The sequence below is a fragment of the Pseudomonas sp. LAMO17WK12:I1 genome (assembly GCF_900177315.1).
In the GTDB taxonomy this organism is placed as follows: Bacteria; Pseudomonadota; Gammaproteobacteria; order Pseudomonadales; family Pseudomonadaceae; genus Aquipseudomonas; species Aquipseudomonas marginalis.
Map to the genome: position 1 here is coordinate 69,808 of NZ_FWZV01000011.1, position 19,019 is coordinate 88,826.

Consider the following 19,019-nt stretch of genomic DNA (forward strand, 5'->3'; position numbering starts at 1 on the left):
AATTTGGCGATAGAGGACGATTAGCAGTACGTCATGTAAGAGAATGCTTACACGCCCTCCAAGCCCTTAGAACAGTGCCTCATCCAGCAAAAACAAGGATTCGCTACCGGCTTTTACCGACGCACTCAGCGAGTGAATACGTGGCAACAGACGCGCAAAGTAGAAGCGCGCGGTGCCCAGTTTGCTGGCGTAGAAGTCTTCCTCAGTCTCCTTGCCCAACGCGGCCTTGGCCATACGTGCCCACATATAGGCGTAGGCCATGTAACCAAATGCATGCAAATACTCCACCGAGGCTGCGCCGATCTCGTTCGGGTTGGTCCTGGCGCGATCCAGCACCCAGGCGGTCAATTCGTCCAGGTTATCCACCGCTGCGCTCAACGGTTGGCTGAACTCAGCCAGTTCGGGCCCCGCCGAGGCGATGAACTGGCGAATCTCGTCGGCGAACAAGGTGTAGAACGCACCGCCGCTACCGACGATCTTGCGCCCCATCAAATCCAGTGCCTGGATGCCGTTGGTGCCTTCGTAGATCTGCGTGATGCGTACATCACGCACCAGTTGCTCCTGGCCCCATTCGCGAATGTAACCGTGGCCGCCAAACACTTGCTGGCCGAGCACGGTGGTTTCCAGGCCCAGGTCGCTGAGGAACGCCTTGGCGACCGGCGTCAACAAGGCCACCAGGTTATCGGCCCGCTCGCGGGCAGCGGCATCGTCACTGAACTTGGCGATGTCCAGCTGCGTCGCCACATAGGTGGAAAACGCGCGACCGCCTTCGTTGGCGGCTTTCATGGTCAACAGCATACGGCGCACGTCGGGGTGGACGATGATCGGGTCGGCCACTTTGTCTTTGGCCTGGGCACCGGTCGGCGCACGGCTTTGCAGGCGGTCGCGGGCATATTCAATCGCGTTCTGGTAGGAGCGCTCGCCGGACGCCAGGCCCTGGATACCCACGCCAAGGCGCTCATAGTTCATCATGGTGAACATCGCCGCCAACCCACGGTTGGGTTCGCCCACCAGGTAACCCACGGCTTCGTCGAAGTTCATCACGCAGGTGGCGGATGCCTGGATACCCATCTTGTGTTCGATGGAACCACAGCTCACCGGGTTGCGCGCGCCCAGGCTGCCGTCGGCGTTGACCATGAATTTCGGCACCAGGAACAGCGAAATCCCCTTGGGACCGGCCGGTGCGTCCGGCAACTTGGCCAGTACCAGGTGAATGATGTTCTCGGTGAGGTCGTGTTCACCGCCAGTGATAAAGATCTTGGTTCCGCTGATCGTATAGGAACCGTCTGCCTGCGGCTCGGCCTTGGTGCGGATAATCCCCAGGTCGGTACCGGCGTGCGCTTCCGTCAGGCACATGGAGCCTGCCCACTCGCCGGAATACATCTTCGGCAGGTAGATGGCCTTGAGTTCCTCGCTGGCGTGGGTGTTGATCGACACGCAGGCGCCGGAGGTCAGCATCGGGTACAGGCCGAACGCCAGGCTTGACGAGTTGATCATCTCCTCGACCTGGGCCGATACCGCCTTGGGCATGCCCATGCCGCCAAACACGGGGTCGCCGCCTACGCCGACCCAGCCACCTTCAGCGTAGGTCTTGTAGGCCTGTGGATAACCCTCCGGAGTAAACACCGCGGTGTTATCCCAACGGCAGCCCTGTTCATCGCCACCGCGGCTGAGCGGGGCGATGGATTTGGCGGTGACCTTGCCGGCTTCTTCGAGGATGGCCTCTACGGTCTCGGCGTCAACGCTGTCTGCCAATGCCGGCAATTGGGCCCAAGTGGTGGCGACCTCAAAGACTTCGTTGAGGACGAAGCGCATATCACGCAGCGGCGCTTTGTAATCAGCCATGGCAAACCTCGTGAGAACGTGAAAAGTGATTCGATAGGATCGGTTTTACAGGCTCCGAGTGTACCCGAACAACTTTTCAGACACATAGGGTCCACTTGTGACTGATTGGTATTTTTAAGTCATCACAACGCAAACGACTCCGCAGGCAGACTCATCAGGCATTCGCTGCCCGCTTCCACGGCGGCGCGATGGGTTGCGGTACGTGGCAGCAGACGCTTGAAGTAAAAGTCGCAAGTGGCCAGCTTGGCTTTGGCAAACTCAGTGTCATCCTGCGCCAGCGCGGCAATGGCCATCCGCAGCCACAGGTAGGCGAGGATGATGTAACCGCTGTACATCAAGTAATCCACCGCCGCTGCGCCCACCTCATCCGGGTTTTTCATCGCGGCCATACCGACCTGGGTAGTCAGCTCGCCCCATTCCTGATTCAGTTGATTAAGCTGCACCACATAGCCCTTGAGCTGCGCATGTTCGGCATTCGCCGCGCAAAACTTATGCACTATTTTAGTAAAACCGCGCAGCAGCTTGCCCTGGCTGCCCAGCACCTTGCGCCCCAACAGATCGAGGGCCTGGATGCCGTTGGTGCCTTCGTAGATCGGTGCAATCCGCGCATCGCGTGCCAGTTGCTCCATGCCCCACTCACGAATGTAGCCATGGCCGCCGAATATCTGCATGCCGTGGTTGGTCACCTCCAGCCCGGTGTCGGTCATAAAGGCTTTGCAGATGGGGGTGAGGAACGCCAACAGGTCTTCGGCCTCCTGGCGCTGGCCGGCGTCGTTGCAAAGGTGCGCGGTGTCGAGCAACTGCGCGGTGAAATAGGTGAGTGCGCGGTTGCCTTCGTTGAAGGCTTTCATGGTCAGCAGCATACGGCGCACATCGGGATGCACGATGATCGGGTCGGCGGCTTTCTCCGGGGCCTTGGCGCCGGTCAGCGCGCGCATCTGCAGGCGGTCGTTGGCGTACTTGATCGCGCCCTGGAAGCTCGCCTCGCCATTGCACAGGCCCTGCATGCCGGTGCCCAGGCGGGCGTGGTTCATCATGGTGAACATGCAGTTGAGGCCCTTGTTCGCCTCGCCAATCAAAAAGCCCTTGGCGCCGTCGAAGTTGAGCACGCACGTGGCCGAGGCCTTGATGCCCATCTTGTGCTCGATGGAGCCGCAGTGCACCGCATTGCGCTCAGCCGAATCCACATGGAACTTGGGCACGATAAACAACGAGATACCCTTGGTGCCCGCCGGCGCGTCCGGCAGCTTGGCCAGCACCAGATGGATGATATTGGCGCTCATGTCGTGCTCACCGGCCGAGATGAAGATCTTGCTGCCGGTGATCGCGTAGCTGCCATCCGCCTGGGGCACGGCACGGGTCTTGATCAGGCCCAGGTCGGTGCCGCAATGGGCTTCGGTCAGGCACATGGTGCCGGTCCATTCGCCTGCGGTGAGTTTGCTCAGGAACGTGGCCTTCTGCTCTTCGGTGCCGTGGGCGTGGATCGCCGACATCGCGCCGTGGGTCAGGCCCGGATACATGCCCCACGAGGTGTTGCTGGAGCCGATCATCTCGCTGAGCACCAGGCCCAACGATTGCGGCAGGCCCTGGCCACCGTAGGCCGGGTCTGCCGCCACCCCGTGCCAGCCGCCCTCGACGTACTGGGCGAAGGCTTCCTTGAAGCCCTTGGGCGTGGTCACCACGCCGTTGTCGAAATGGCAGCCCTCTTCATCACCACTGCGGTTGAGTGGCGAAAGCACGTTCTCGCAGAATTTGGCGCCTTCCTCCAGGATTGCACTGACCATGTCCGGGCTGGCATCCGTGGCGCCCAGGGCAGCGTAGTGGCCGTGGAAATCAAACACGTTGTCGATCAGAAAGCGCATGTCGCGCAGGGGAGCTTTGTACTCAGGCATGGCGGTGTCTCCGGCGGCAGATCCTTTCAACCTACTGCCGGCCAACGCCTCGGACAATCATTGTAGAACCGCTGAATACAGCGCCATCACTCAACCGGCAGCGCTCTGCATGCGCACCGCGCCACGGCGGGTCTGCCCGGCCGCAACCACACAGTTACGCCCCGCGCCCTTGGCGGCGTACAGCGCCTGGTCGGCGGACTTGAGCACTTCTTCCGCCGTGCGCTGGTCGATCTGGCGTTCGGCCACGCCGATGCTGACCGTCACCGACACACTCGACGCGCCGCTGCCCGCCCGGCGTTGACGGCCTTGTTGATCATCCTGGGGCCGGTCCGAGTTGCGCAACTTGATGTCGTAGTTGGCGACGATCTCGCGGATTTCCTCCAGGTGCGGCATGCACTCATCCAGGGTCTTGCCGGCAAACACCACGGCGAATTCTTCACCGCCGTAGCGGTAGGCACGCCCACCCCCATTGACCTTGGACAGCTTGCTCGCCACCAGGCGCAGCACCTGGTCGCCCACATCGTGACCATGGGTGTCATTGAAGCGCTTGAAGTGATCGACGTCGGTCATCGCCAGCACATAGTTGCGCCCCAGCCGCTGCATGCGTTCGTTCAAGGCTCGGCGCCCCGGCAGGCCGGTCAGTTCATCGCGGAATGCCATTTGATAAGCCTCGTGGGCCACGCCGGCGGCGATCATCAGCATGACCTGGCTGCACATGATATTCAGCGTGAACGGCAGGATGAAGGTCTGCGGCAACATCCAGAACATCCCCAGCAACCCGACCAGTTGCGCCGCATGCAGCGGACGCGGCTGGTACCAGTATTGCGCCGCCAGAGTGAGGAAGCCGACCAGGAACATCGGGTATGACAGCTGGATCAGGCTCATCCAGGTCCCATGCAGGGCTGGCCAGCGGATCTCCGCCAGCCAGTTCAGCAGTGCCTGGGGATAACTTTGCTCCAGGGCCAGCGCCACACTGCCGATTGCCAGCAGCACCGCACAACGGGCAACGAAGTCGCGAAACAGGTGGGTCTTCTCCTGCCACAGCGCGTAGATGCTGAACAGCAACGGCAATAACAGGCAACACAGGTGAAACACCACGGCCGCGTCTTCGCGCACGCGGCCATTGTCGCGATAGAAATCGGTCTGGGTATCGAGCAGGAAGTAGGCGATGTACACCGTGATCATCAGGAACAATTCACGCTGGCGGCGATAAACCGCGCAGTACGAACCGCCCAGCAACAGCACCAGGGTCGGCAACACATTGAACAGCGAGGTGAAGAAGACGCTGAGGTCCTTGACGTACGCAGCCGAGAGCCCGGCCAGCAACAGCAGCAACGAAGGAAGAAAGTGACTGAAACGTAAAGCAGACACGCGTGACAAGGGTAAAACTCCGACCCGCAAAAAGTAGTGGCACTGTGCCTTGATGCGAACAGTTAAGCACACCCTGCCCGCCATGTATCACATTGCCATCACTGTAACGGCAGCCGGAGAAAATCCCTGAGCGCTGCACTGTGTTTTTTATCCCCCCATGAAAAAACCGCCGCTCCCAAGGGAAGCGACGGTTTCAGATGAACCCGGTAAGGCTTAGTAAGCCAGGCCGAAGTCTTCTTCTTTCATGTCCATCAGGTTACTGGCGCCCGACAGCATGGTGGCCACGTGAGTACGGGTCCGCGGCAGGATGCGCTGGAAGTAGAAGCGCGCGGTTTGCAGCTTGGCGGTGTAGAACGCTTCTTCGCTGGTACCGGCGGCGAGTTTTTCGGCAGCCAGGCGCGCCATGTCGGCCCAGAAGTAAGCCAGGCAGGCGTAACCGGAGTACATCAGGTAATCCACCGAAGCGGCCCCCACTTCTTCGCGGTCTTTCATCGCGGCCATGCCGACCTTCATGGTCAACTCGCCCCACTCTTTGTTCAGCGCAGCCAGCGGTGCCACGAACTCCTTGACCGCGTCGTTGCCTTCGTTGGCCTGGCAGAACTTGTGCACGATCTTGGTGAAGCCCTTGAGCGCTTCGCCCTGGGTCATCAGCACTTTACGGCCGAGCAGGTCCAGTGCCTGGATGCCGGTGGTGCCTTCATACAGCATGGAGATACGGCTGTCGCGAACGTTCTGCTCCATGCCCCACTCGGCGATAAAGCCGTGGCCGCCATAGATCTGCACGCCGTGGTTGGCGGATTCAAAACCGACTTCGGTCATGAACGCCTTGGCAATCGGGGTCATGAATGCCAACAGGCCGTCGGCCTGTTTCTTGGCCTCGTCGTCGGTGCCGTATTTGACGATGTCCACTTGCTTGGCGGTGAAGTACACCATCGCACGGTTACCTTCGGCGAAGGCTTTCATGGTCAGCAGCATGCGGCGCACGTCAGGGTGCACGATGATCGGGTCGGCGGCCTTTTCCGGCGCTTTCGGGCCAGTCAGGGAACGCATCTGCAAGCGATCGCGGGCGTATTTCAGGCCGCCCTGGAAGCCGATCTCGGCGTGGGCCAGGCCTTGCAGCGCGGTGCCCAGGCGAGCGGTGTTCATAAAGGTGAACATGCAGTTCAGGCCTTTGTTCGCCGGGCCGATCAGGAAACCGGTAGCCGCGTCGAAGTTCATCACACAGGTGGCGTTACCGTGGATACCCATCTTGTGTTCCAGGGAACCGCAGCTCACCGCGTTGCGCGCACCGATCGAGCCGTCGGCGTTGGGCAGGAACTTGGGCACGATGAACAGCGAGATGCCTTTGGTACCCGCCGGTGCGTCCGGCAGGCGGGCCAGCACGATGTGGACGATGTTGTCGGCCATGTCGTGTTCACCGGCCGAGATGAAGATCTTGGTACCGGAGACTTTGTAGGAACCGTCAGCCTGAGGCTCGGCCTTGGTGCGCAGCATGCCCAGGTCGGTACCGCAGTGTGGTTCGGTCAGGCACATGGTGCCGGTCCACTCGCCCGATACCAGCTTGGTCAGGTAAGCCTCTTGCTGCTCGGGGGTGCCATGCTCGGAAATGGTGTTCATCGCACCATGGGACAGGCCCGGGTACATGCCCCATGACCAGTTGGCTTCGCCGACCATTTCGCTCACGGCCAGGCCCAGGGATTCCGGCAGGCCTTGGCCACCGTGCTCCACGTCGTGGGCCAGGCTTGGCCAGCCGCCTTCGACGAATTGCTTGTAGGCTTCTTTGAAACCAGCAGGGGTTTTAACGCCAGACTCACTCCAGGTGCACCCTTCGATGTCACCCACGCGGTTCAACGGTGCCAGCACTTGCTCACAAAACTTGGCGCCTTCTTCGAGAATGGCGTCAACCATGTCCGGGGTAGCGTCCTGGCAAGCCGGCAGGCTCTGATAGTGCGCTTCATAGCCGAGCAGTTCGTCACGAACGAAGCGAATATCACGCAAGGGGGCCTTGTAGTCAGGCATAGCGATAAACCTCTGCTGATGTATCTGGAATGAACAACCGCGTGGATGTGTTGTGGCGGTCAAACAGGTGTTTGAAACATACGTTTACGACCTGGGGATGTCAAGCGTCGTCCAGACACCGTTTGTCATGACGCGGGTCAATGGCAGGCATGGCGAGGCCTGCGGCGGGATGCCACAAGGTGTTCAGAAGAAAATGGAGGATTGCGCAAAGGCGACCAGCCCCAGGAAGAAGCCGGTCGTACGAAAGAGGGGTTAAGCGAAGGTGTCGATCAGGGTACCGAGCATTTCGTCTGAAGCCTTGGCGACCTTGGCGCCCAACTCCACTTGAAACTTGCCTTGGGCCATTTCAACCATATTGCTCGCCGAATTCGTCGGCTGGGCGCGGTCATTGGCTTGCAATCGGTCGCTCTGTGCGTCAGACGGCTGGGTGGTCGCGGCGCTGGCAATCCTGCCGGCGGCCTGGTCGACACGGCTCTGCCCGGCCTGAATGGTGCTCAGCCCCGAGTAAAACGCGCTGCTGCCAGAGATGTCCATGGCTTCAACCTGCCTTTAGAGAATCGTGAAGTTGAATTGAAGCAGACATACTGGCAAAAAGCCCGTTAAAAACACTAATGGCATAATGCCTTGCCGATAGCCAGAATCAGTCAAGCAGGTCCAGTTGCAGGTACTCAGCTACCGCCTCGGCGCCGGCGTGCTTGAGCTTTGGCACTCGGCCCAGGCATGGTGCGGGCAAACGCTCGGCCAGGGTCGCGAGGTTTTCTTCCAGACGAGAGGTCTTGGGGTCGATGATATTCGCCACCCAACCGGCCAAGGGCAAACCGTCCCGGGCGATGGCTTCGGCGGTGAGCAAGGCATGGCTGATGCATCCCAGGCGCACGCCCACCACCAGGATCACCGGCAGTTGCAGCGCCATGGCCAGGTCCGACAGGTTGTCCTGGTCAGCCAACGGCACCCGCCAACCGCCTGCGCCTTCGATGAGGGTGAAATCCGCCTGACGCGCCAGAATCTGCTGCATGGGTTTCAACAACGACTGCACCGTCAGCGCGACGCCGGCCTCCCGCGCGGCCAGGTGGGGCGCGATGGCGGGTTCGAACGCCACCGGGTTGACCTCGGCATAACTCAACGGCAATGAACACTCGGCCAGCAGCGCCAGGGCATCGGCGTTGCGCAAGCCCTTGGCCGTGACCTGGCAGCCGGAAGCCACGGGCTTTCCAGCCGCAGTGCTTCTGCCCGCTTGCCGGGCGGCGTGTAACAGGCCGGCGGCGATAGTGGTCTTGCCGACATCCGTATCGGTGCCGGTGATGAAATAGGCGGCGCTCATAGGGGCTTCTCCAGGACGGCGTACACCACTTGATACGTGGCCGGCAGTCCCTCGGCCTGACGGAACTGCTCGTAGGCGTCTACCAGTGCAACAATCCGCGCACGGCCCGTCAACCCTCCCGGGCGGCCTGGGTTGAGATTATGCGCCCCCAGCGCCTTGAGCTCATGGGTCAGGCTGCGCACATCCAGGTAATGCAGCACATGGGGACGTCGCTCCAGGCTGACCACGCGCAAACCGCTGGCCGCGCACAAGTGCTGGTACGCCTCGAAGGTGCGGAAGCGATTGACGTGCACCAGGCCATCCGCCGCCCGCCAGCTTTCGCGCAGCTCATCCAGCGTCCCGACGCACAAACTGGCGAACGCCAGCACGCCACCCGGCCGCAGCACGCGATAGGCCTCGCTGAGCACCGCCTCGAAGTTCGCACACCACTGCACCGCCAGGCTGGAGAAGAGCAGCTCGAAGCTCTCGGCTTTCAGCGGCAAGCGTTCTGCATCGCCCGCGACAAAATGATGTGCGCCACCCAAAGGCCGCGCATGGTTAAGCATGCCCTCGGCAATATCCAGCGCCACGCCTTGGCTGGCGGGCAACAACTCGCCCAGCACACGGCTGAAATAACCCGTGCCGCAGCCCATATCCAGCCAGTGACGTGGCGCACACGCTGATGGCAGCCGGGCCAGCAGCCCATGCCCTACGGCGCGCTGCAACTCGGCGACGCTGTCGTAACTGGCCGCCGCACGGGAAAACGACGCCGCCACCTGGCGTTTGTCCGGCAAGGCGCCCGGCAGGGAGGGCTGGGATAAATCAGTCATCGACGCACTCATGCAAAAAAGCCTGGATGGCCCCCGCTACACCGTGGGGGTCTTCCAGAAGAAAAGCGTGACCAGCCTGTTCAATCAGGCCGATTTCCACATCCGGCAGCAGCCTTAGCAGGTCGCTGGCGGCTTCGGCGGGCACCAACCCGTCCATGCCGGCGAACAGGTGCAACTGTGGGCCGCGATAAGCCAGCAAGGCTTCGCGGGTATCCAGTTGGGCCAGCAGTTCCAGGCCGGGCATCAACACGCTGGACGCTGAATGCGGCGCGCCGCTGACCAGCAGGCGCGACAGCCCGCGCGGGTCCTCGGCGCCCTTGGCGCACAACAGGCCGAAGCGCTTGAGGGTGACTTGGGAATCGGCATGGCAGCCGGCCAGGAACGCATCGAAGGTCTCGGCGGGCATCCCATGGGGCCAGCCCTCGTGGGCGACGAAACACGGATTGCTCGCCAGGGTCAGCAACCCGCAGCAACGCTCGCCGCGCCGCGCCGCCAGTTCGGCAGCGAGCATGCCGCCCAAGGACCAGCCGCCCAGCCAGGCGTTGTCGGGCAGGGTAGCGTCGAGTTCGTCGAGCCATTCATCGAGGTCGCTGGAAGCAAGCGCCGGCAATGGCTCGACCTGCACCTGCAGGTGTGCGTCCAGGCCACGCAAGGCGGCGGCCAAAGGCTCCAGCGGCGATACGCCGAGCCCCCAGCCGGGCAGCAGGATCAGTCGATCACGCATGGTCGGGCTCCGTGGCACCAGACAAGCGGAAACACTCTTCCAATGCGTTTAACAATAGCTGTACCTGCGCCTCGCTGTGGGCTGCGGTCAAGGTCACGCGCAAACGCGCGCTGCCGGCGGGAACGGTGGGCGGGCGGATCGCCGTGACCATCAGGCCGCGCTCACGCAGCAGCTGCGACAGGCGCACGGCCTTGGCACTGTCGCCGATCAGGATCGGCTGGATCGGTGTAAAGCTGTCCATCAAGTCCAGGCCAAGCTGCTCGGCGCCCTGGCGAAACTGACGAATCAGGCGGTCGAGGTGCTCGCGCCGCCAATGTTCGGTGCGTAGCAGCTCCAGGCTCTTCAGGGTGGCGCAGGCCAGCGCCGGCGGTTGGCTGGTGGTGTAGATATAGGGCCGGGCAAACTGGATCAGGCTTTCGACCAGGTCCTCACTGCCCGCGACAAACGCGCCCGCCGTGCCGAACGCTTTGCCCAGGGTGCCGACCAATACCGGCACGTCGTCCTGGCTCAAGCCGAAATGCTCGACGATCCCGCCGCCATTGGCACCCAGCGGACCAAAGCCATGGGCATCATCCACCATCAACCAGGCGCCTTTGGCCCTGGCTGCACGGGCCAGTGCCGGCAGGTCGGCCAGGTCGCCGTCCATGCTGAACACACCATCGGTGACCACCAGCGTATTGCCAGTGGCTTTCTCCAGGCGCTTGGCCAGGCTGATCGCGTCGTTGTGCAGGTAGCGATTGAAACGCGCACCGGACAGCAAGCCGGCATCCAGCAGCGAAGCATGGTTGAGCCGGTCTTCCAGCACCGTATCGCCCTGCCCCACCAACGCCGTGACCGCACCAAGGTTGGCCATGTAGCCGGTGGTAAACAGTAACGCTCGCGGGCGCCCGGTAAAGTCGGCCAGCGCCTCCTCCAGCTCATGGTGCGGCGTGGCATGGCCCACCACCAAGTGCGAAGCCCCGCCGCCCACGCCCCAACGGGACGCCCCGGCGCGCCAGGCCTCGATCACTTGCGGGTGATTGGCCAGGCCCAGGTAATCGTTATTGCAGAATGCCAGGAGGGGTTGACCGTCAACCACCACCTCCGGGCCTTGGGGGCTATGGAGCAGCGGGCGTTGACGGTAAAGGTGTTCGGCACGGCGGGCAGCGAGGCGCGCGGAGAGATCAAAAGACATGCAGGCCTCGGGGTGGCAGGTGCAACTCGGTCAAAACAGGTGGGAATCAAACAACCGCGTTATAGAACTGCTCGCTGCTCTTCTGCTCCACCAACGCCTGTTCGATGGCCGCCTGGTGCACTTCATCCGCATGCTCTTCACGGGCTTCCGGCAGGATGCCCAGGCGCGAGAACAGTTGCATGTCCTTGTCGGCCTGCGGGTTGGCGGTGGTCAGCAGTTTGTCGCCGTAGAAGATCGAGTTGGCACCGGCAAAGAACGCCAGGGCCTGCATCTGCTCGTTCATCGCTTCGCGCCCCGCCGACAGGCGCACATGGGACTGCGGCATCAGGATGCGCGCCACGGCCAGCATGCGGATGAAATCGAACGGGTCGATGTCCTCGGCATTTTCCAACGGTGTACCGGCGACTTTCACCAGCATATTGATCGGCACCGACTCCGGATGCTCCGGCAGGTTGGCCAACTGGATCAGCAGGTTGGCGCGGTCGTCGAGGGACTCGCCCATGCCGAGGATGCCGCCGGAGCAGATCTTCATCCCCGACTCACGCACATAGGCCAGGGTTTGCAGGCGCTCGCTGTAGGTACGGGTGGTGATGATACTGCCGTAGAACTCCGGCGACGTATCCAGGTTGTGGTTGTAGTAATCCAGGCCGGCCTGGGCCAGGGCTTGGGTCTGGTCCTGGTCGAGACGGCCGAGGGTCATGCAGGTTTCCAGGCCCATGGCCTTCACGCCTTTGACCATCTGCAGCACATAGGGCATGTCTTTGGCCGACGGGTGTTTCCAGGCGGCGCCCATGCAGAAACGGGTCGAACCAATGGCCTTGGCGCGAGCGGCCTCTTCGAGGACCTTCTGCACCTCCATCAGCTTTTCTTTTTCCAGGCCCGTGTTGTAGTGGCCCGACTGCGGACAATATTTGCAATCTTCCGGGCAGGCACCGGTCTTGATCGACAGCAGTGTCGACACCTGTACACGGTTGGCATCGAAATGCGCGCGGTGCACGGTCTGCGCCTGGAACAACAGGTCATTGAACGGCTGCACGAACAACGCTTTGACTTCGGCTAAAGACCAATCGTGACGCAAGGTGGCGGTGGTGCTGGCGCTCATGGGCGATTCCTTGATTATGCTTTGGCAAACGCTGCGGGAAGGGCAATACCCACAGGCACGACACGGATGCTCGGCATATTTAAGGAAGATTCATGCACTGTCAACCAAGCTACAAACACGAAGTTTACATCTGGTCAAAAAACATACAGAAATGTTTAATCTGCGACGAGACGACTGAAACCACTGACTGTGTGTGCAACGTCTGCGAAACCGAGCTGCCCTGGCTGATGGAGCATTGCGAAATCTGCGCCTTGCCTTTGGCGATGGACGGCCTGGTCTGCGGCCAGTGCCTGAGACAACCGCCCGCCTTTAAACACGTGATCGCACCCTGGACCTACAGCTTTCCGGTAGACACCCTGATCAGTCGCTTCAAGCACCAGGCACGCTGGCCCCTCGGGCATATGCTGGGGCGCTTGCTGGGGCACTACTTGCAACATCGCTTCGACAACCACTCACTCACCCGCCCGGACATGCTGCTGCCGGTGCCCATGGCCCGCAGGCGCCTGCGTGAACGGGGCTATAACCAGGCGCTGATGCTGGCGCGCTGGCTCAGCGCCGACCTCGACCTTCCCCACGATGCACATCTATTGCTACGCCCTTATGAAACCGTCGCGCAGCAAGCCCTCGACGCCAAGACGCGCAAACGCAACCTGCTCAACGCCTTCGCCCTGGCCCCCGGTGCCGAGGTGCGCGGCCGCCACCTGGCGCTGGTGGACGACGTGCTCACCACCGGCGCCACCGCCCACAGCCTGGCGCGGTTATTGATCAACGCCGGCGCGCGACAGGTAGACGTGTACTGCCTGGCCCGCACACCAAAGCCTGGCACTTGACTCTCATGCCTCGCGGCCGCAACGTCCGCTCATCCCACCACAGCGAATGCCCATGTCCCTACCGACGCTGCTCAGCCAACATATTGTCCGCCGCCCCCAGCGTATCGCCCTGCTGGGGCATATCGCCGAGCAGGGCTCCATCACTCGCGCCGCCAAAAGTGCGGGCTTGAGCTACAAGGCCGCCTGGGACGCCATTGACGAGCTGAACAACCTGGCGCAAAAACCCTTGGTCGAACGCAGTGTCGGCGGCAAGGGCGGCGGCGGCGCCAAACTCACGGCCGAGGGTGAACGGGTGTTGCGCCTCTACCAGCGCCTGCAAGTGTTGCAGGCCGAAGTGCTTGGCTCGGACGAAGCCGCCAGCGACTTCAACCTGCTCGGCCGCTTGATGCTGCGCACCAGCGCCCGTAACCAGTTGCATGGCCAGGTCATTGCGATTGAACAGCATGGCCGCAACGACCTGATTCACTTGCAGCTCGCCGGTGGGCTGACCCTGGCGGCACAAATCACCCATGACAGTACGCAACGGCTGGAGCTGGAGGTCGGCGTGGAAGTTGTCGCGCTGATCAAGGCCGGCTGGCTGGAACTGCTGGCGCCCGACAAACCTGCAACACCTGGACACAATTGCATGAGCGGAACCGTCGACGCTATTCTCGCCGCCGAGGACGGCCCCAGCGAAGTGCGCATCGCCCTGCCCAATGGCCAGGTTTTATGCGCCTTGGCGCAGCCCGCCGCGCTCGAGGCCCTGGGCGCCGCCGCTGGCAGGACGCTCCAAGTGCAATTTGCCGCCAGCAATGTGCTGCTCGGCACGCCGGTCTAAGCCGGGCGGCGCTTCAAACTGCAACAATTTCGTCACGCCCGCTCCTTATGGTGTCTGCAAAAACCGCAGGGAGCCTGACATGAACCTATTAGAAGAAAACCAAGCCACCGACCTCGAACAGATGGTCGGCCTCACCCGCCGCCGCTTCATCGGTGCCGGCGCCCTGTGCGGTGCGGCGATGTTCCTCGGCGGCAACCTGCTGAGCCGCAGCGCCCTGGCCGTCAACGCCGCCTCCGCCAGCCCGCTGCTGGGCTTTACCAGCATCGCCGCAGCCACCAGCGACACCATCACCCTGCCGCCGGGCTACAGCGCTTCGGTGCTGATCAGCTGGGGCCAGCCGCTGCACAAGAGCGCGCCGGCCTTCGACCCGTCCGGCAACGGCACCGCCAAAGCCCAGGAACAACAGTTCGGCGACAACAACGACGGCATGAGCCTGTTCGCCTTCCCCGGCGACGACAACCGCGCGCTGATGGCGATCAACAACGAATACACCAACTACCGCTACCTCTTCGCCCACGGCGGCGCGCCGCAATCGGCCGAAGACGTGCACAAGGCCCAGGCCAGCGAAGGCGTGTCGGTGATCGAAGTACGGCGCAAAGGTGACACTTGGCAATTCGTCCAGGACTCGCGCTACAACCGCCGCATCCACGGCAACTCGCCGATCCGCCTGAGCGGCCCCGCCGCCGGCCATGAATGGTTGAAAACCAGCGCCGACAAGTCCGGCAAAAAAGCCCTCGGCACCTTCCAGAACTGCGCCAACGGCCAGACCCCATGGGGCACTTACCTGACCTGCGAAGAGAACTTCACCGACTGCTTCGGCAGCAGCAACCCGCAGCAAGCGTTCGATGCCGGGCAGAAACGCTATGGCGTGGTGGCCGCCAGCAAAGAGATCAACTGGCACCTGCACGACCCGCGCTTCGACCTGGCCAAGAACCCCAATGAACTCAACCGCCACGGCTGGGTCGTGGAAATCGATCCGTTCGACCCGCAATCCACCCCGGCAAAACGCACCGCCCTGGGCCGCTTCAAGCACGAGAACGCCGCCCTCGCGCAAACCCGTGACGGCCGCGCCGTGGTGTACATGGGCGACGACGAGCGCGGCGAGTTCATCTACAAGTTCGTCAGCCGCGACAAGATCAACCACAAGAACCCCAAGGCCAACAAAGACCTGCTCGACCACGGCACCTTGTACGTGGCCATCTTCGATGCGGGCGATGGCAACGCCGATCATCCGAAGGGCAAAGGGCAATGGGTCGAGCTGACCCATGGCAAAAACGGCATCGACGCCAGCACCGGCTTCGCCAGCCAGGCCGAAGTGCTGATCCACGCACGGCTGGCCGCCAGTGTGGTGAAAGCCACGCGCATGGACCGCCCGGAATGGATCGTGGTCAGCCCCACCGACGGCCAGGTCTACTGCACCCTGACCAACAACGCCAAGCGCGGCGAAGACGGCCAACCGGTGGGCGGGCCCAACCCGCGTGAGAAAAACGTCTACGGCCAGATCCTGCGCTGGAAGGCCAACGCCGATGACCACGGCGCAGCGGACTTCAACTGGGACCTGTTTGTGGTGGCCGGCAACCCGGGCGCGCATGCCGGCACGCCAAAAGGCGGCTCGTCCAACATCAACCCGCAGAACATGTTCAACAGCCCCGACGGCCTGGGGTTCGACAAGGCCGGGCGCCTGTGGATCCTCACCGATGGCGACTACAGCAACGCCGGCGACTTCGCGGGCATGGGCAATAACCAGATGCTCTGCGCCGACCCGAGCACCGGTGAAATCCGTCGCTTCATGGTCGGGCCGGTGGCCTGTGAGGTGACGGGCATCAGCTTCTCGCCGGATCAGAAAACCCTGTTTGTGGGGATTCAGCACCCGGGTGAAACCGGGGGTTCGACCTGGCCGGAGCATCTGCCGAATGGCAAGCCGCGTTCCTCGGTGATGGCGATTCGGCGGGATGATGGCGGGATTGTCGGCGCCTGATAGTCCGCTATCGGGGGCAAGCCCCCTCCCACACTGGAGATAAACGCGGTCACCTGTGGGAGGGTTCTACACCCCGATGACAATGGCACAGGCGCCCCCTATCTCCAGCCTGGTGCGGTACCATACCCGGCCGGACGCGGCGCCCTGCTGCGCGCAGGAGTTCGCATGGCCCATCCGTTTGAAACCCTCACCCCCGACCTGGTACTCGACGCTGTCGAAAGCATCGGTTTCCTCAGCGATGCCCGCGTTCTGGCGCTCAACAGCTACGAAAACCGCGTGTATCAGGTGGGCATCGAAGACTCCGAACCGCTGATCGCCAAGTTCTACCGCCCCCAGCGCTGGACCAACGAAGCGATCCTCGAAGAGCACCGTTTCACCTTCGAGTTGGCCGAGTGCGACGTGCCGGTGGTCGCGCCGATGATTCATAACGGCGAAAGCCTGTTCGAACACGCCGGTTTCCGCTTCACCCTGTTCCCCCGCCGTGGCGGCCGCGCACCGGAGCCGGGCAACCTTGACCAGCTTTATCGCCTTGGGCAACTGCTCGGCCGCTTGCACGCCGTGGGTTCCACCCGCCCGTTCGAACACCGCGAAGCCTTGGGTGTGAAGAACTTCGGCCACGACTCCCTCACCACCCTGCTCGAAGGCAATTTCATTCCCAAGAGCCTGCTGCCAGCCTACGAGTCCGTGGCCCGCGACCTGCTCAAGCGCGTGGAAGAGGTCTACAAAGCCACGCCGCACAAGAACATCCGCATGCACGGCGATTGCCACCCCGGCAACATGATGTGCCGCGATGAGATGTTCCACATCGTCGACCTCGACGACTGCCGCATGGGCCCGGCGGTGCAGGACTTATGGATGATGCTCGCCGGTGATCGCCAGGAATGCCTGGGCCAGCTGTCGGAACTGATGGACGGCTACCAGGAATTCCACGACTTCGACCCGCGTGAACTGGCGCTGATCGAGCCGCTGCGCGCGTTGCGCCTGATGCACTACAGCGCGTGGCTGGCACGGCGCTGGGATGATCCGGCTTTCCCCCACAGCTTCCCGTGGTTCGGCAGCGAGCGGTATTGGGGCGACCAGGTGCTGGCGCTGCGCGAGCAACTCTCAGCGCTCAACGAAGAGCCGCTGAAACTCTTCTGATTGCTTTTAATGTGGGAGGGAGCCCCTCCCACACAAAGCAGACCGCATTACCAAGCCAGTCCCATTGGTTGACAAATATCCTTACAATCGCCCTTTGTTAGCTGCCTAAGCAAGGATTACGCATGCAAGCCGCCAACCCCCGCAAGGGGTACATCCTGGGCCTGAGCGCCTATGTCATCTGGGGTCTGTTCCCGCTCTACTTCAAAGCCATCGCCAGTGTGCCCGCCGCCGAAATCATCGTGCACCGGGTGCTGTGGTCAGCGCTGTTCGGTGGTTTGCTGCTGATGGTGTGGAAGCACCCGGGCTGGTTCCGCGAACTGCGCGACAACCCCAGGCGCCTGGCAATCCTGGCCCTCAGCGGTTCGTTGATTGCCGGTAACTGGCTGACCTATGTGTGGTCGGTGAACAGCGGGCGTATGCTTGAAGCCAGCCTGGGTTACTACATCAACCCGCTGGTGAATGTGCTGCTGGGCATGCTGCTCCTCGGCGAGCGCCTGCGCCGCCTGCAATGGGTGGCCGTGGGGCTGGCCGCAGTGGGTGTGGCGCAACAGGTGTGGCAGGTGGGCAGCTTGCCGTGGGTATCGTTGGTACTGGCGCTGACCTTCGGTTTCTACGGCCTGATCCGCAAGCAGGCGCCGGTCAAGGCGCTGCCGGGGCTGGTGGTGGAGACCTGGATGCTGGTGCCGATTGCGGTGGCCTGGTTGTTGTTCAACCCGTCGGCCCACAGTGCGCAACTGGCGTTCTGGAGCACATCCGAAGCCTGGTGGCTGGTGGCGGCCGGCCCGGTGACGTTGATCCCGCTGGTGTGCTTCAACGCCGCCGCACGGCATTTGCCCTACACCGCCTTGGGCTTTTTGCAGTATGTGGCACCGACCCTGGTGTTGCTGGAAGCGGTGCTGCTGTTCGGTGAGCACCTGGCGTCAAGCACGCTGATCGCGTTTGCCTTTATCTGGGCCGGGCTGGTGGTCTACAGCGTCGATGCCTGGTTGAGCGTGCGCAAACGCTGATCAAATAACGTACAAACCTCTGCAAGCCCCAGCCGGCCTGGCTTGCAGAGATCCACCCCAAGGTTATCCACAACCTGGTCCCCGCCATTTGTGCACAAGCCCTTGAAATTGCTCGTTTTTTGCGCAGTTGGCGGAGAAGCCCGGTGGGCGTGGCCTGGCGCCGGGTCTCTACAGGTTATCCACAGGCCCATGCAAGATTTCCATGCATAACCTTGTGGGTGGTTATTCCTCGCTGTGCAGTTCCACCATCAGATCATCCGCCAGGGTTTCCAGGGATTCCTGCAACGCCTCCAAGGACAAGCTCGACGGCACCTGCAACAACGCCTCGGCGCTGAACAGCGGATCACCGCTCATCGGTGCCGGGCGTACATCGGTGCTCAAGCGCTCCAGGTTGACGCCCTGCTTGCTCAACAGCGCCGTGATCTCGCGCACGATGCCCGAGCGGTCGTTGCCCAGCAGCGTCATCACGATCGACTTGGACGCCGATGCCTGGCCACTGCTGCCCTCGCCCACCAGCACGCGAATACCGTGTGTGGATAAATCCTCCAAAGCCCCCACCAAGGCCTGACGACTCTCGGCAGGCACGCTGACCCGCAGGATCCCGGCGAACTGCCCGGCCATATGCGCCATTCGGCTTTCCAGCCAATTGCCGCCGTGGGCCGCGATGTTCTGCGCGATGCGTTCCACCAGGCCGGGTTTGTCGGCGGCGATAATAGTGAGTACAAGATGGTCCATGGCGAAGCCCTCTGAATTCAATCTACAAGGTGGACCCGGGGGCCCGCGAAAACAAATCGTGTACCATTTTTATATTTATCTGGAACAATCCAATAGTTTTTTGAGAACATCCGGTTCTCCGCTGTGACCGTACGACCAAAGTGGGTCGCTAAACGACGTATTTAGTCTAATTTTCACAACCGCAAGTCATCATGTAGTATGCCCTCCCGTGCACTACATAATGAAAATCCGAAACAGCGCATAAGCTCCGCAGAG

At 62.2% G+C, this 19,019-nt stretch carries 16 protein-coding genes; 5 read left to right on the forward strand and 11 right to left on the reverse strand.

Going from position 1 to position 19,019, the window contains the following annotated elements; genetic code table 11:
* Nucleotides 1-66: 66 nt before the first annotated feature.
* The 10 genes from B9N88_RS21035 to bioB form a co-directional block, all read right to left on the reverse strand.
* On the reverse strand, nucleotides 67-1,845 hold the full coding sequence (locus B9N88_RS21035) for an acyl-CoA dehydrogenase C-terminal domain-containing protein (RefSeq protein ID WP_027605941.1): 1,779 nt from the start codon (nucleotides 1,843-1,845) through the stop codon (nucleotides 67-69).
* A gap of 122 nt (nucleotides 1,846-1,967) precedes the next feature.
* Nucleotides 1,968-3,737, reverse strand: coding sequence for an acyl-CoA dehydrogenase C-terminal domain-containing protein (locus tag B9N88_RS21040; RefSeq protein ID WP_027605942.1), 1,770 nt, complete (start codon nucleotides 3,735-3,737; stop codon nucleotides 1,968-1,970).
* 90 nt (nucleotides 3,738-3,827) lie between these two features.
* On the reverse strand, nucleotides 3,828-5,117 hold the full coding sequence (locus B9N88_RS21045; protein WP_027605943.1) for a GGDEF domain-containing protein: 1,290 nt from the start codon (nucleotides 5,115-5,117) through the stop codon (nucleotides 3,828-3,830).
* A gap of 204 nt (nucleotides 5,118-5,321) precedes the next feature.
* Entirely contained in the window at nucleotides 5,322-7,127 is a 1,806-nt protein-coding gene (locus tag B9N88_RS21050) for a phenylacyl-CoA dehydrogenase (RefSeq protein ID WP_027605944.1), read from the reverse strand.
* A gap of 252 nt (nucleotides 7,128-7,379) precedes the next feature.
* Entirely contained in the window at nucleotides 7,380-7,661 is a 282-nt protein-coding gene (locus B9N88_RS21060; RefSeq protein WP_027605946.1) for a hypothetical protein, read from the reverse strand.
* A 106-nt stretch (nucleotides 7,662-7,767) separates the two neighbouring features.
* On the reverse strand, nucleotides 7,768-8,448 hold the full coding sequence (bioD, locus tag B9N88_RS21065) for a dethiobiotin synthase (RefSeq protein WP_027605947.1): 681 nt from the start codon (nucleotides 8,446-8,448) through the stop codon (nucleotides 7,768-7,770).
* Entirely contained in the window at nucleotides 8,445-9,257 is an 813-nt protein-coding gene (bioC, locus tag B9N88_RS21070; RefSeq protein WP_027605948.1) for a malonyl-ACP O-methyltransferase BioC, read from the reverse strand. The genes bioD and bioC overlap by 4 nt, the downstream gene beginning before the upstream one ends.
* The gene (locus B9N88_RS21075) at nucleotides 9,250-9,981 is read right to left on the reverse strand and encodes an alpha/beta fold hydrolase (RefSeq protein WP_027605949.1); all 732 of its coding nucleotides are present in this window, start codon (nucleotides 9,979-9,981) and stop codon (nucleotides 9,250-9,252) included. The genes bioC and B9N88_RS21075 overlap by 8 nt, the downstream gene beginning before the upstream one ends.
* A complete protein-coding gene (gene bioF, locus B9N88_RS21080; protein WP_027605950.1) occupies nucleotides 9,974-11,155 on the reverse strand; it encodes an 8-amino-7-oxononanoate synthase in 1,182 nt (393 codons plus the stop codon). The genes B9N88_RS21075 and bioF overlap by 8 nt, the downstream gene beginning before the upstream one ends.
* 46 nt (nucleotides 11,156-11,201) lie before the next feature.
* Nucleotides 11,202-12,257 (reverse strand): biotin synthase BioB, encoded by a 1,056-nt coding sequence (gene bioB, locus B9N88_RS21085; protein ID WP_027605951.1) that lies wholly within the window; start codon nucleotides 12,255-12,257, stop codon nucleotides 11,202-11,204.
* A 92-nt stretch (nucleotides 12,258-12,349) separates the two neighbouring features.
* Here bioB and B9N88_RS21090 point away from each other — a divergent pair, with 92 nt between their 5' ends.
* From B9N88_RS21090 to rarD, 5 genes are all read left to right on the forward strand, one after another.
* Complete coding sequence (locus B9N88_RS21090) at nucleotides 12,350-13,087, forward strand: ComF family protein (RefSeq protein WP_027605952.1); 738 nt, start codon at nucleotides 12,350-12,352, stop codon at nucleotides 13,085-13,087.
* A gap of 52 nt (nucleotides 13,088-13,139) precedes the next feature.
* On the forward strand, nucleotides 13,140-13,904 hold the full coding sequence (locus B9N88_RS21095; RefSeq protein ID WP_027605953.1) for a TOBE domain-containing protein: 765 nt from the start codon (nucleotides 13,140-13,142) through the stop codon (nucleotides 13,902-13,904).
* 79 nt (nucleotides 13,905-13,983) lie between these two features.
* Nucleotides 13,984-15,882, forward strand: coding sequence for a PhoX family protein (locus tag B9N88_RS21100; RefSeq protein ID WP_027605954.1), 1,899 nt, complete (start codon nucleotides 13,984-13,986; stop codon nucleotides 15,880-15,882).
* A 165-nt stretch (nucleotides 15,883-16,047) separates the two neighbouring features.
* Nucleotides 16,048-17,022 carry a serine/threonine protein kinase gene (locus B9N88_RS21105; RefSeq protein WP_027605955.1) on the forward strand — a complete coding sequence of 325 codons (975 nt, stop codon included), beginning with the start codon at nucleotides 16,048-16,050 and terminating at the stop codon, nucleotides 17,020-17,022.
* Nucleotides 17,023-17,144: 122 nt separating this feature from the next.
* Nucleotides 17,145-18,029, forward strand: coding sequence for an EamA family transporter RarD (gene rarD / locus B9N88_RS21110; RefSeq protein ID WP_027605956.1), 885 nt, complete (start codon nucleotides 17,145-17,147; stop codon nucleotides 18,027-18,029).
* Between the two features lie 222 nt (nucleotides 18,030-18,251).
* Here rarD and B9N88_RS21115 read toward each other — a convergent pair whose 3' ends face one another.
* Nucleotides 18,252-18,764 carry a glycine cleavage system transcriptional repressor gene (locus B9N88_RS21115; protein WP_027605957.1) on the reverse strand — a complete coding sequence of 171 codons (513 nt, stop codon included), beginning with the start codon at nucleotides 18,762-18,764 and terminating at the stop codon, nucleotides 18,252-18,254.
* Between the last annotated feature and the right edge of the window lie 255 nt (nucleotides 18,765-19,019).

Coding starts and splice junctions, on each gene's coding strand:
- B9N88_RS21035 (WP_027605941.1), bottom strand. CDS start 1,845: ATGGCTGATTACAAAGCGCCGCTGCGTGATATGCGCTTCGTCCTCAAC.
- B9N88_RS21040 (WP_027605942.1), bottom strand. CDS start 3,737: ATGCCTGAGTACAAAGCTCCCCTGCGCGACATGCGCTTTCTGATCGAC.
- B9N88_RS21050 (WP_027605944.1), bottom strand. CDS start 7,127: ATGCCTGACTACAAGGCCCCCTTGCGTGATATTCGCTTCGTTCGTGAC.
- B9N88_RS21060 (WP_027605946.1), bottom strand. CDS start 7,661: ATGGACATCTCTGGCAGCAGCGCGTTTTACTCGGGGCTGAGCACCATT.
- bioD (WP_027605947.1), bottom strand. CDS start 8,448: ATGAGCGCCGCCTATTTCATCACCGGCACCGATACGGATGTCGGCAAG.
- bioC (WP_027605948.1), bottom strand. CDS start 9,257: ATGACTGATTTATCCCAGCCCTCCCTGCCGGGCGCCTTGCCGGACAAA.
- B9N88_RS21075 (WP_027605949.1), bottom strand. CDS start 9,981: ATGCGTGATCGACTGATCCTGCTGCCCGGCTGGGGGCTCGGCGTATCG.
- bioF (WP_027605950.1), bottom strand. CDS start 11,155: ATGTCTTTTGATCTCTCCGCGCGCCTCGCTGCCCGCCGTGCCGAACAC.
- bioB (WP_027605951.1), bottom strand. CDS start 12,257: ATGAGCGCCAGCACCACCGCCACCTTGCGTCACGATTGGTCTTTAGCC.
- B9N88_RS21090 (WP_027605952.1), top strand. CDS start 12,350: ATGCACTGTCAACCAAGCTACAAACACGAAGTTTACATCTGGTCAAAA.
- B9N88_RS21095 (WP_027605953.1), top strand. CDS start 13,140: ATGTCCCTACCGACGCTGCTCAGCCAACATATTGTCCGCCGCCCCCAG.
- B9N88_RS21100 (WP_027605954.1), top strand. CDS start 13,984: ATGAACCTATTAGAAGAAAACCAAGCCACCGACCTCGAACAGATGGTC.
- B9N88_RS21105 (WP_027605955.1), top strand. CDS start 16,048: ATGGCCCATCCGTTTGAAACCCTCACCCCCGACCTGGTACTCGACGCT.
- rarD (WP_027605956.1), top strand. CDS start 17,145: ATGCAAGCCGCCAACCCCCGCAAGGGGTACATCCTGGGCCTGAGCGCC.
- B9N88_RS21115 (WP_027605957.1), bottom strand. CDS start 18,764: ATGGACCATCTTGTACTCACTATTATCGCCGCCGACAAACCCGGCCTG.